Annotated in this window: 6 protein-coding genes; 1 reads left to right on the top strand and 5 read right to left on the bottom strand. The window is 71.7% G+C overall.

All coding sequences use genetic code 11. From position 1 onward, the window contains the following. Together IF37_RS0121210 and IF37_RS0121205 are read right to left on the bottom strand one after the other, a co-directional pair. On the bottom strand, positions 1-1,056 hold a 1,056-nt coding region (locus IF37_RS0121210; protein WP_173456946.1), incomplete at its 3' end, for a D-alanyl-D-alanine carboxypeptidase family protein. 211 nt (positions 1,057-1,267) lie between these two features. Further along, positions 1,268-1,594, bottom strand: a complete 327-nt coding sequence (locus IF37_RS0121205) for a nuclear transport factor 2 family protein (protein ID WP_030744805.1) — start codon at positions 1,592-1,594, stop codon at positions 1,268-1,270. Between the two features lie 134 nt (positions 1,595-1,728). On the opposite strand from IF37_RS0121205, the gene IF37_RS0121200 reads away from it, so the two are divergent. Beyond that, positions 1,729-2,274, top strand: coding sequence for a DoxX family protein (locus IF37_RS0121200; RefSeq protein ID WP_030744802.1), 546 nt, complete (start codon positions 1,729-1,731; stop codon positions 2,272-2,274). Between the two features lie 39 nt (positions 2,275-2,313). Here the strand turns inward: IF37_RS0121200 and IF37_RS0121195 are convergent, their stop codons facing one another. The 3 genes from IF37_RS0121195 to IF37_RS46395 form a co-directional block, all read right to left on the bottom strand. Beyond that, entirely contained in the window at positions 2,314-2,871 is a 558-nt protein-coding gene (locus IF37_RS0121195) for an NADPH-dependent FMN reductase (protein ID WP_030744800.1), read from the bottom strand. Between the two features lie 266 nt (positions 2,872-3,137). Beyond that, complete coding sequence (locus IF37_RS0121190) at positions 3,138-5,450, bottom strand: UvrD-helicase domain-containing protein (RefSeq protein WP_052845292.1); 2,313 nt, start codon at positions 5,448-5,450, stop codon at positions 3,138-3,140. After that, positions 5,447-12,481, bottom strand: coding sequence for a DEAD/DEAH box helicase (locus IF37_RS46395; RefSeq protein ID WP_030744797.1), 7,035 nt, complete (start codon positions 12,479-12,481; stop codon positions 5,447-5,449). Before IF37_RS46395 ends, IF37_RS0121190 begins: the two co-directional genes overlap by 4 nt. Positions 12,482-12,600: the final 119 nt, after the last annotated feature.

Below are 12,600 nucleotides of genomic sequence, written 5' to 3'. Positions count from 1 at the left end.
GGGCCATGCCGAGCCGCCGCCCGCCGACGCGCCGGGCGCGCCGGCCGCCGCGCGCACGACCGTCCGTACCGGCGCCGGGCTCGGGCTCGCCCCGCCCTCGCTGAGCGGTTCGACCAGCGTGCCCACCGCCCGTGCCGAACGCCCGTGTGTGAAGCCCCAGTCGAGCAGCGCGGCGGTCTGCTCGTAGACGTCGTTGCCGCCGGCCTCCGGGTGCATCACGGTCACCAGCAGGGTCCGGCCGCCCCGGGTGGCCGCGCCGGTGAAGGTGTTGCCGGCATGGCTGGTGTAGCCGTTCTTGACACCGATCAGGCCGTCGTATGTCTTCAGACCCCATGCTCCGGTGAGCAGACGGTCGGTGTTCTGGATCTGGAAGGTCTTGTTGCCGCCCGCCGGGAAGTCCGCGGTGCGCGTGCCGCAGTAGCCGCGGAAGGCGGCGTCCTTCAGGCCGTGGCGGGCGAAGAGCGTGAGGTCGTACGCCGAGGACAGCTGCCCCTTGTGGTCGAAGCCGTCCGGGCTGACCACGTGGGTGTCCCGGGCCTGGAGGTCCTCGGCCCTGGCCTGCATCTCGGCGACCGTCCTCGCGATGCCGCCGTTCATGTGGGACAGCACGTGCACGGCGTCGTTGCCGGAGCGCAGGAACACGCCCTGCCACAACTGCTCGACGGTGTAGGTGATCCCGGGCTTGATGCCGACGAGGCTGGAGCCGGCCGGGACGTCGGCGAGGTCGGCGTCGGTGACCCGGTACCGCTCGGCCCGGTCGAACCTGCCCAGCACGGTGTCCGCGAACAGCATCTTCAGCGTCGAGGCGGGCGCGAGCCGCCGGTGCGCGCCGAACGAGGCGAGCACCTCCCCGCTCGTGCAGTCGGCGACCAGCCAGGAGCGGGCGGTGAGCTTTCCGGGCAGTCCCGAGGCGCCCCGCACCTGGACGCCGGTACGGGCCAGCCGCTCACCCCCGATGACGGTGGCCGCGGCGGCCTCGGTGGCCGTGGACAGGGGCAATAAGGTGGCCGTCAGCCCGAGGACGGCACGCCGGCTGAGCCGGGAACATTCACGCACCCGGGGACCGTACACCGCGCCGAGCAGGGGTTTCCCCGGAGAGGGGCAGGACGGCGAGGAATTTGCCGCGTTATGAAAATCCGATGTGCCACCCGCTTCCGCCAGGCTCGCTCGTCCTTCGCCCGGGACGGCGGTTTCAGCGGCGGTCCGGCCCGGGATCTCCCCTCTGTACCCGGCACCGCAGGAGTCGGCCGTGCCGAAGAAGGTGCGCTCATGCCTGCCCGGTCTCGAACCGCGCGATCCGCCCGTCGTCCCCGACGGTGAAGCTCCACCTGGTGCGCATCTCACCCCAGGTGTCGTTGCGGTAGCGGGCCCGCAGGGTCCGGCCGCCGGCGGACTCGTTGTCGACCTCCAGGTGGCCGTGGGACGAGAAGATCTCCCGGTCGATCCAGTCGGCGAGGTCGCGGTCGAAACCGTCGTCGGACATGGTCGCGTCGGGCGCGAGCAGGGCCATGAACCCTTCCCGGTCATGGGAGTTGACCGCGTGGACGAAGGCCCGGACGACCGGGTCGCCGAGCTTGGCCGGCTGAATCGTCATGGCGTCAGGCTCACACCGCTCCCCCGGCCCCGCCACCCGAACGGCAGCCAGGGCGGGCCGGACCGGGCCCGAGGTGCGAGGGTGGGACCACGGGGAGGGGACCTGTCCGCCCGTCCTGCCTTCCGGGAGCCATCGTGACCTGCTACGACCGACGTGATCTGGGCCTGCTGCTGCTCCGACTGGGCACCGGCGGGGTGCTGGCGGCGCACGGCACGCAGAAGCTGTTCGGCTGGTTCGGCGGGCACGGTCTCGCGGGCACGGGCCAGTTCATGGAGTCCGTCGGCTACGCGCCCGGCAAGGCGAGCGCCACGGCGGCGGGCCTGGCGGAGACGGGCGGCGGTCTGCTGCTGGCCCTGGGGCTCGCCACCCCGGCGGCGGGCGCGGCGGCGGCCGGCGCGATGGCGGGGGCGGCGGCGGTGCACCTGCCCAACGGCTTCTTCGCCCAGGAGGGCGGCTACGAGCACGCGGCGAGCCTGGGCCTTGCGGCGGCCTGCCTGGCCGTCACCGGCCCGGGGCGCCTCTCCCTCGACCACGCGTTCTGGCACGTCTTCGACCGCGGCTGGATGGTCCCGGCCGCCCTCGGCGCGACGGCCGCGGCGACGGCCGTGGTGATCGGGGCGCGCAACCGGCGGCTGCGGCGGACGGCCGAGGGCGAGCAGGAGGCCCTGTTCGAGGAGTGACCCGCCGCGGGCCCGCCGGGACTCCGGGACGGCCTGCCGTCAGGACGCCAGGGTGCCGCTGTCCTCGCGGGCCTCGGCGACGGCCCGGGCGAGGTCGTCCAGCAGGCCGGCCAGGTCCTGCCGGGTCGGCTCGTCGGTGACGCGGCCGTCGACGATCTTCAGCGTGGCCTGCGGCACCCGCAGTTCCCGCGGGATCACCCGGGCGCCCATCACGGCGAGCGTCTCGGCCAGCCAGGCCCGGGCCCGGTCACCGCCGGTCACCGCGGGCGACGCGCTGGCCAGGGCCACCGGCTTGGCGTCGACCTCACCGCCGCCGACCAGCCACTCCAGGGCGTTCTTCAGCACGCCGGAGGTGCCGTGGGCGTACTCCGGGGTCGCGATCAGCAGACCGTCCGCCGCCCCGACGGCGGCCCGCAGCTCCGCCACGACCCCGGGCAGCGCGCTCTCCTCGACCTCGGCGTCGAAGAAGGGCAGCCGGTCCAGGCCCCGGTCGACGACGAACGCGCGCGGGGGCCGGGTCAGTTCCGCCGCCGACCGCAGCAGGGCAGCGTTCAGCGAACCGGACCGCAGACTTCCGCACAGACCGAGGATCTCCATGCCGGCCAGCCTAGGGGCAGACGAGTCGGGCTGTACGCCGGGGAGAGCCGCCGCACTGCTATGACCTGCACAGACATGCAGGGAGGACGCTTTCATGGCTACCTTGATGGCTACGTAAAGAAAGGTCGATGCTCCGGTTCAGTCCGGACCCTGCCGGAACCAGGAGCGCTGGCGGCAGACAGGCTGACGACTTGACCGCTACCGGTATGGAGAGCCTGCCTCCGTCGCCAGCGTCCCACGACGGCCGTGCTGGCACGCAGGCCACCTCAAGCAGCGGTGGCCCCTGATGACCCAGATGTCGGTTCATCTGGCCTGAGTAGGTCAGTGGTGCGGTAAGCGGTCTCGTCGACGTTCGGCGGGAGGAAACGGCTGGCCCTGCCGCTCCACGTGATGATGAGCTCATCTCGGGCACGTGTTGCCGCGACAAACACCAGGGAACGGGCTCGCTGCTCCTCGTGCTGGTAGCGGTCCGTGTCCATGATCTTGTACTGCTCGATGCGCTGGTGCGGTACCTGCCCCTCACCGACCGAGGTCAGGAACACTCTTTGGAACTCCAATCCCTTGAAGCGGTACATGGTGCCGATACGAACCGCGTCGATGTCCGACCGGACACCGTCCTTGCCGAGTTCCACGACCGGGAGGCAGAACTCGCTGACGAAGACGTTGGCGAATTCCTGGGCCGAAGCACCGTCCGGGACGGCGACAGCCATCGCCGAGTACGGCGTGCCGTACGTGTCGTGACGCTCCCTGATGAGCGTGGCGACAGCTCGCATCTCGGTCCGCCGGTCCGGAGCGCGCCAGAACTGAGGTGCAAGACCGGTCAGTACGGACCGGTAGCCGTCGAGGGTGTCACTGCCCGCGTCCAGGTCGTCGAAGGTCTCACCCTCGATGAGACGGTTGGCGCTGCCCAGGATCTGGCGGGTGGTGCGGTAGTTGAGAGTGAGGCGGCGCGAGGCGCGGCCGCGGATCTCGATGCCGTGGTGGCTGAGGACGACGCGGTTGCCGTAGATGCGCTGATGGGCGTCCCCAGCAAGGAAGATGTCGTTGGGGCTCTTGCGGACCATTGCGCGCAGCATCCGCCAGTGGGAAGCGGACAGATCCTGCGCCTCGTCCACCACGATGTGCCGATAGCGGGGCGTGAGCCACACCCCGCTGCCTGCCTCCCGGTGGACGAGGTCCCGGCCACCATGCTCGTCCTTGTAACGGGTCTGCTCTTCGACCCGGGCCATGCGGCGCTGCTCGAGGCCGGCCGCCTGATCCGCGATGAGCGCGTACGTCGTGCGCCGCGCGGCCGCCAGATGTGCCCGGTAGGCTTGCACGAGTTGCCACACCTCGTGACGCTGGGCCGTGATGATGCGGGGGCGTCCCGCGCGGGTGACCCGCCGGTAGGAGTCCCAGGAACCGCATCGGTGGCCGAGGATCACGTGCTTGAACTCGGCGTCGAGGAAGTCCGCGTCGTGGTCCAGCAGGCCGGTCTCGGTCCGCACGGTGTGCCACAGCTGCATGGCGGCGGCATCATCCAAGGGCAGGCCCACGTTCAGGTTCGACTCCTGGACGATTTCGCGGGCGAGCGCGTCGACGGACTTGATGTCGACCCTGCGTAGGAGGTTCTCGCCACCCAGCTGCCGCAGTCTCTCCTTCAGATCGAGGGCGAGGTTGGTGTTGTAGGTGGTGAGCAGTACCGGACGTGTGTGCCCGGGCGGCAGACGGTCAACCAGGTGGCGGACGCGGTGCAGAGCGACGACCGTCTTACCGGTGCCGGGGCCGCCGGTCACCTTCGCCGATCCCTTGAAGTCGGCTGAGGCGACGCGGTGTTGCTCGGGGTGGAGGAACAGTCGCCACGTGTCGAAGCTCCTGCCCAGCGCGTCGAGTACGGCGTCATCGTCGGTTTCCGCCTGGGACACAGCACGTTGTGCTGCCCGCGCCCAGTCGTCGGTGCTCACCTCCTCGTCCGCGCGCCACTGGTCCGTGATGTGCCGCCGTACGTCCTCTGGGTCCATACGGTTGCGCAGGGCGAGGAGGACGTCGCGGGTGAGTTCGGGCAGGTTGTGGGTGAGCAGCTCATCTAGCTGCTCTTCGGTGGTGACCTTGTCGAGTGCCGGCAGCAGGGAGGGGAGAACACCCAGGTCGACGAGGGTACGGTGGCCGTATCCGGCGAAAAGCGGGGTGGCACGCTCGGTGAGAGCGACCACGTTGGCGCTGACCTCACTCTGGTCGACGACCTCGACCCCGCCCGAGATCGGGTTGATCTCCACGGTGAGCCGGGTGAGTTCGTCGCGGGCTCGGGCTCCGTCACGTACCGCCAGGACCCGCATCTCGTCTCCGCCGTCCGTCGACAGCAGCAGCACCATGCAATGGCCGTCGGCGCGTGCGAGGTACAGGTCTCCGTTGTTCCCGGCCTGCCGCAGGAACGACAGCCGCAGGGCGCGGTTGTTCCGGTCGGCGCGCAGGCGTTGGACGAAGTCGGTGACGGCCTCCGCAACGGCCGGGCCCCGGCGTTCCGCGTCGGCGTGTGCCTGCCGGATAACCTGGACCCGCGTCCTGCCTCGCCCCGCCGGACGACCCGCCCCGTGCCTCATCGCACGCCCCCCTCCTCGCCCAGCAGGCGAGCGAGTTCCGCCACGTCCCAGGCGTCCGGTGCACGCACCTGCCAACCGGCCGCCGCACACTGCGCCATGTACTCGGTGTCCTCGGCGTCCTCCGCCAGGACAATGCCGATCCTAGGCCCTGGCCAGGCAAGTTCGACCGTGCGGGACACACCGCCGACGTCCCAACTCGCCTTGCCCGCGGGAACGTCACCGAACGCTGCCAGCCGCTCGGCCATTGCGGCGACCTCCGGGTCACCCCACTTGGTCAGCTCCCCCAGGACCAGCTCCCACGCGGTGCGCTCCACCGGGGTCATGTCCTCACGGGCCGTCCCGGCGGTTGGCCTGTTCTCCGCCGGCTCGGGCGTCGTCGCGGCGACCGGCTTAGGCTCGTCGTCCGGCAGCGCAAGCCCCGTTCCCGGGGTCTCGTTCCTCACTGCCGCGAGCAGCCCGCTCCCCTGCCCCGCGGTCATCGCGAGCAGTCCGGCGTCGAAGCCGTCCAGCGTGGTGCGGGCGAGCGCCAGCCCGTCGGCCGCTCCCTCCCCTGCCGGGTCGAGGAACTGGATGATGTTCCCCCAGCACAGCCATGCCTTCCAGCGCCTGCGATGGTCGGCCTGGTCTCCAGCGACGGCCTCCGGCCGGTCGTCGAGCACGGCGAGGGCGCTCCACCGCCACGCCTTGCCGTCGGCCCGTCGTGCCCCGACCACGACCAGCGGCAGCCCCGAATCGTCCCGGAAGGCAAGCAGTTTCAGGCCCTGGCCCGAGACCGGAGGAGTCGTGTCACCGCGGAGGGCCGCCTCTATCCAAGGCACCGCTGAGGCCGGATCCGCGTCGACCACCTCCCGCCTGCGCAGCACAGCTGGCACGCTCACCGCGAGCTGGGTGAGCTGCTGCCACTTGCCCGGGCGAGGATCACGTAGGAACCCGAGCAGGGCGGGCACGGCACCGGCGAACAGCAGTCGGTCCACGTCGGCGGGATCGCGCCGTGCTCTGCGCCACTGCTCGCGCACCACCGCGCCGGGACCGCCGGCCGACGTCACGTCGTACGGCGGCCAGGCGGCGTCAGCCGCGCGGCCCGCGACGACGGCGGCGAGCGGGTCGGCGGGGGCGTCGGGGTCCGGCGCCCCCTCACCGTTCAGAGCACGGTCCCAGGCGACGACGTCGTCCCAGGTGATCTGCCAGACGAGTATCCCGTCGGCGCGCAGCCGGGCGCGCTTCGCGGCGTCGGCGGCGATCCGGTTGGCGTGGGAGGAGGCGTGCCAACGGTAGCCGTCCAGGTACACGGCGACCGGGAGCGGGCCCGCCCCGTCACTCGCCGTGTCTCCGGCGACCGGACGGAACAGCAGGTCCGGGCGGGTGCGGTAGCCGTGCAGCTCCTTCTGGGCCACCACCTCCCAGCGGACCTGGCTGCCGTCCGGCCTGGTGAGGGTGAACTGTTTGCCGGGACGGCCCGTGGGCGTCGAGGCGTGATCCGCCACAGCGCCGTTGTCCTGGCTCGCGAGCCAGCGGTCCAGGCAGTCGATGAAGCGGCGTTCGAGATCACTCTCCGCCTGGTCGGCGAAGCGGAGTCGGGCGTCGGCCTCGTCCTTGTTCTTCTTGTGGAAGTCCCACCCGCTGCGGCCGTCGGCGCCCAGGAGGTTGTCCAGCATCCACAGGGCTTCCTGCCGGTCGAGGAAGGGGTAGTCCCGCTCCGGGGCATAGCCGAGCAGGCAGCGATGGCAGGCGCGCCGTGCGGTGTCCCGGCACGGACATTCCCGGAGTGCCCGCTGTGCTTCGGCGAGCACCAGTCTGATCTCCTCACCGTCGCGCTCGACGAGGCGCTGGAGATAGCCGGTGCCGCCGGGCAGGGCGTCGTACAGGACGAGGTAGTTGCGGGTGAGCTCGGTCTCCCGGTCGGGCTCGGTGGCGGGCGCGGAGCGGATGTGCGCCGGATCGCCGCCGTAGCGCAGGGCGAGGCCGAGATGGAGGGCCGCGGCGAAAGAGGCAAGGCGTTCCGGCACGTTCAGCGTGGCTGCAGGCAGCAGGATGCGCAGGGCCTCCGTGCGGTGCTCGGTGGCCGTGATGACCGGCACGTCATCCGGCTCGGCCTGCTTGTCGCGGCGCCGGGTGGGGCACCAGGGCCGGTGGTGGGCCAGTTCGGGCCGGCCGAGTAGGGACTGGCTCAGCGCCTCCTGGACCGGGGCGTGCCCCGGCTCACGGTCGGTGGCGCCGCCGCAGCGCGGGCAGACGGTGAAGCCGGTGATGGCGACCTCGGTGCCGGCGAAGCAGGTGTCGTTGCGCCTGCCGTGCCGCCGCTTGCCCAGGTTGAAGCGGCGGATGACCGCCTCGCGGACGTGATCCACGCCGAAGGTGGCCTTGTGGTGCCGCCAGCTCTTCTTGATATTGTCCGGGGCGATGTCGACGGCAGTGACGGTGGTGTACAGGGTCTGGGTGCGGCTGTCGTGGTCGTCGACGATCCGTGCGTCGTCCCGCTTGTCGTGTGCGGTGACCTTACGGGGCACGACGACCCGGTGCAGGGAGGTCCGTCCGCCGATACCGGGGCCGCCGCAGCGCGGGCAGGGCGAGGTGTCCTGCGCGGCGCCTTCACCGGTGCGTACGTGGCCGCATTCCTTGCACACCCGCCAGGTCTGGAGCCCCACCGGCGTGCCGTCGGCGGAGTCCTTCCTCGTCGGGCCGAGCTCGAAGCCGTCGACGACATGGCGGTAGCCGCGGACGTAGTAGGCGTTCCCCGGGGCGAGTTCGGTGAGCGCGGCTTCGGCGGGACGGTCGTAGACGCGCGGTTCGTTGTTCCAGCGGGCCTTCGGCTTCTCGGCCCCGTCAGCCTGGGCCGCGTCCGGCCTACGGGTCTTGCGCGACGGCTCTTTGTAGGAGAGCTGGGCCTCCAGCCGGACGCCGTCCTCGACGAGGCTGTAGTTGGGCAGCAGACCGTGCTCGACGAGGAAGCCCTGTGCGTCCGCCTGGCTCATTTTCTGCAGGAGCTGGGAGACGCCCTTCGCCTCGCGGATGAGGTTGCGCCGCTCGCGTGCCTCGTCCTCCACGGGCTCCTGGAGTGAGTCGGCCGCGTCGTTGATGAGAGCGCGACGCCGGGCGAGTTCGGCCCGTTCCGCCTCCCAGGCCTTCCGGGCGTCGTCCAGCCGCTCGGCCAGCTTCTCGGCCGCGTAGCGCCGGAGCGTCTTGCGCGCGTCGGAGGAGGCCCCGGAGCCGGGCACGCCCTCGATCTCGGGGAACAGGTCCAGGAAGGCGTCCGCGAGGTCCAGGCGTCCCTTCGTGGCGTCCCGGAATCCCCTCAACCAGCCGCTCCGGCCCACCAGTTGGGTCACCCGGTCCGGCAGGGGCGGCACCCCTTCCAGGGTGCCACGGGCCGCCCGGTCGATCAGGTAGGCGGTGTACTGGCGGCACAGCAGCTCACCCGCCGACAGAAAGCAGCCGGGCGGCAGAATGGGACCGGCGATGAGGTTCTTCGGTTCGGCGAGGTGGTACAGCGCGCGGGGGCTGGTGTCGGCCAGCGTGACCATGAACGCGGTGCCGGTGGAGCGCCCCGCGCGGCCCACCCGCTGGACATAACCGGCCGTGGACGGTGGCAGGGAGGCGAGGATGACAGCCTCCAGCTGCCCGATGTCGATACCGAGTTCGAGGGTCGGTGTGCAGGACAGGACGTTGGGGTCGGTGTGCCCGCGGACACCTCGTCGGAAGCCCTTCTCCACCTCCTCCCGCTCCTTGCGGGTCAAAACGCCGGTGTGTTCCGCGGCGACCACGCTGTACGGCTTGGTCTCCCGGTACAGACGCCTGTAGTAGTCGGAGCGGTAGTCGCGGGTGGCGCGCCCGCCGACGTCCGGTGAGGGGCGGGTGAGGGTGCCCTCGCAGCGCTTGAGCGGGCAGCGCGTACCCTGCCAGACCGCGGCCCGCTCCGGCGGCACGGTCTGGGTCCAGCCGCACTCGGGGCAGGTGAGTGCGGCGCGCGCAGTCTGCTCGTCGTCCAGTGGGCGCACCCGGACGTGCCCGGGGGTCAGTCCGTAGACCCCTGCGTTGTCGGACTTGTCGGCTTGATGGGTACGCCGCCGGGCCAGGACGCCGATGCTCTCACGGGACAGTTCCCGCAGCAGGTCCGCCACATACTCCTGTGCTGCCTCCCGGTCCAGGCCGAGGCACCGCTGGGTGAAGTCCACGTACCAGCTGTCCCGGCTGTCGGCCCGCTCGAAGTCGGTGCGGCCGCTGCGGGCTCCGACCAAGACGAAGGCGGGGGCTTCCGAGTTGCGGCCGAAGGCCGGCATGCCGGGAGCGCGGAGAGTGGTGAGGTGCGGGTAGCGGCCGCGGCCTTCCTCGTCTATGAACGTGTCCAACCAGACGTGGTGGATGCCACCGTTGTGCCGGAGGTGTTCCAGCAGTCCGCGCACATAGCCCTCGAAGTAGCGCAGGCGCTCCGGGCTGTGCGTCTCGGGAAGGACGACTCCCTGCGTTCCGGCGTCCGCGTCCGCGGCGCCCGGCAGCGCCTTGCTCAGCTGGACCTCGAAGAGGGCGTCAGCTGCCTTGGCGGCGGCCTCCGGGTCGGGCAGATGGACCTCGGCCGCGACCGTGCGGGTGAGCTCCAGTGTGCGTCCGAGGCGCGAGTGCAGGCCGAACTCGAGGAGGGTGTTGAAGGCGAGGCGCTCGCCGACCAGCTCCCAGGTGGACTCCGGGATGCGTTTGCGCCCCGCGAGGAGACGCTTGACCGGGTCCATGTCGTGCAGGTCGGGTGGCACGACGGAGGAGAGCAGCCGCTCCTCCTGGACGGCGGCACGGCTCACCAGGGCGGAGATCAGCTCGTTCAGCGGGACACCGTCGGCCGCGAACTCCTCGCTGTCCCGCATCCGTACGGACAGCTGCTCGTGGATGAGGGAACGCAGGGAGAACTTCCATGAGCGGCTGGCGACGAAACCGGCGCGGTGGGCCGCGTCCTGCACGGAATCGTTGAAGATCAGCGTCTTCCGGCGGTCCCGCCCCTCCTCGTCCCGGTCGGGCAGCTCTCCGCCGGTGAACAGCTGGGTGACGACCACCGAGGCGAGCGGGGCGACACCGGCACCGAGGAAGCGGATGCCCTGGGACTGCCCGCAGGCCGGGCAGCGGTCCTGCTGGGCGTACTCGCTCTGTTCCTGATTATCGAACCAGGTCCACACGTACACGCCGTTCTCGGGTGCCGCGGCGACGCTGTCGTCGTCGCGCAGGACCTCGTCGGGGTCGAGCCGTCGCAGGGCCCTGCCGTTGTCCTCCAGGACCAGCAGCGTCGCGTCGTGCGCGGCACCCCTGCGGGCACGCCGGGCGGCCCGGCGGGCCAGCGTGGCGCGGGCCTGCTCCGCCGCCTCGGCCGGGGTGGCGGCGATCATCGCCCGCACCCGGCCCTTGGCGGCGCCGCGGGCCACGCTGGCGCGGTAGATCTCGTCCGGCGCGTGCACCAGGTTCAGCGGGTTGCGGTCGGGGCAGATCGCCGCCCAGCCGGAGCGCCCGCAGTGGCGGCAATAGGCGGCCGGCAGCCGCCCGGAGCGCTGCACGCGCCGCCGCCGCTCGGTCTGCGCGGCCACGGCCACGGCGTGCCGCTCGGCGTCCGCACGGTCCTGCCCGACGCGGTTGTCCTCGGCGAGTGCGGCCTGGTCGGTGTCCGCCCAGGAGAACACCGGCTCGGGCGCGACGAACCGCAGCACACGGGAGAGCGCGCGCAGCCACAGATGGGTCTCCACCAGCAGCAGCGGCCGGTCCTTGCCGTCCGGTGACTTCGGCTCGCGCGCCACGGAGACGAGCGCCACGAACCGGGCGAGAGCGGCGGCGGCGGTCGGCGGGTCCTGTACGGCCACGCCGCGCCAGGCGGACGCGTCCGGAAACGCCTCCAGTGCCTCGGCGGCGGTCAGCGGACCGTCCTTCGCCCGCAGCAGGGCATGGGTGTAGGGGTGGGCCAGCAACCGTCGCCCCAGCTCGCGCGGATCGGACGTGTCGCAGCCGACGGTGGCTCGGGCGACGGCATCCAGCCCGTCGGGGAACCGCGCCGGGTCGGGCAGGCGTACGAGTTCGTCCGGGGTCGGCAGCGGCAGCGAGCGGTCGACCGGGGAGAGGAACTCCTCCACGTCCCGCCGGTCCTCCCCCACCACCGCGTCGTCCGGGAACCGCGTCCCGAACACCTGGGAGGCAACGTCCAGCATGGCCCGGGTGCCGCCGACGGAGCTGCCGGACCCGAGGGTCGCCGAGGTCGCGACCGGGCAGATGGACCCCAGCGGGCGCCCCTTCTCGGCGGCGCCCACGACGGCCGCGAGGCGCCGCAGCAGCATGGCGACGTCGGTGCCCTGGGCGCCGTCGTACGTGTGGAACTCGTCGATGACGACGTAGGCGAGGTCGGCATCCCGCCACAGCGGGGCGTCCTGCTGCCGCTGGAGCAGCAGGTCCAGCATCTTGTAGTTGGTGATGAGGATGTCCGGCGGGTTGCGGCGGATCTCGGCGCGGTCCACCTCCACCCGCCCGTACGGCGAGCTGCCGCGCGCGGATGCCTCGCCGATGTACAGCCCCGCCGTGACCTCGCTCAGCCAGGGATCCTTGTCGAGCAGGTCGCCGAGCCGGTCTGCCTGGTCGCCGGCGAGCGCGTTCATCGGATACAGCAGAACGGCCTTGACGCCGAACCGCCCGGCCGCTTTCGCCCGCCGGCAGTGGTCGAGGACGGGGATGAGGAAGGACTCGGTCTTGCCGGAACCCGTACCGGTGGTGACCAGGGTCGGCTGCGGCCGGTGCCCGTCCTTGCTCGTCAGCCGGGCGAACGCCTCGGCCTGATGCGCGTACGGCACCGGGAAGTCCGCCGGATACCAGTCCAGGTGCCGCTGCCAGCCGTCCGCCGCGGGCCGGAAAGGCCGCCGCAGGCGCAGATACGGCCCCCGGAAGAGGCCGTCCGCCGGGTCGGTGAGGAAGGCCTCCAGGGCGTCCTGGGTGTCGGGCTCAGCCAGTGCGAAGGTCGTGGTCAGGTACTCAACTGTGGTGTCACGCAGTGTCTGCGCGGCCAGTGTCGGTCTCATGACGCGCTGTGGCCCCCGTCTCCCGTTCCCGTCCCGTCGACCGATCGAAATCGATCACGTTCCACTCTACGGCGGGGGTCCGACAACGCCGCCGCGTTCGGCAGGATCGGAGGGCTGAA

It is taken from the genome of Streptomyces sp. NRRL S-31, from assembly GCF_000718775.1.
Taxonomy (GTDB): Bacteria; Actinomycetota; Actinomycetes; order Streptomycetales; family Streptomycetaceae; genus Streptomyces.
This window is presented reverse-complemented; position numbering and strand designations above follow the sequence as displayed.